Origin of the sequence: Neisseria sp. P0014.S002, from assembly GCF_051958295.1 — a bacterium.
Classification (GTDB): Bacteria; Pseudomonadota; Gammaproteobacteria; order Burkholderiales; family Neisseriaceae; genus Neisseria; species Neisseria flavescens_B.
This window is the reverse complement of sequence record NZ_JBQCVO010000156.1, coordinates 1-206: the sequence shown is the minus strand read 5'-3', so window position 1 is coordinate 206 and position 206 is coordinate 1. Positions and strand designations below refer to the sequence as shown.

Sequence of the window (206 nt, the reverse complement as noted above, 5' to 3'; positions counted from 1 at the left end):
GACGTAGAGCGTGGTCAAGTATTGGCTAAACCAGGTACTATCACTCCTCACACCAAATTCAAAGCAGAAGTATACGTACTGAGCAAAGAAGAGGGTGGTCGTCACACTCCATTCTTCGCTAACTACCGCCCACAATTCTACTTCCGTACTACTGACGTAACTGGTGCAGTTACTTTGGAAGAAGGCGTAGAAATGGTAATGCCAGG

1 pseudogene is annotated in these 206 nt (G+C 46.6%); it reads left to right on the top strand.

The features are described 5' to 3' along the window. A pseudogene (locus ACTHSX_RS10985) lies at nt 1-206 on the top strand (hypothetical protein); the annotation flags it as partial.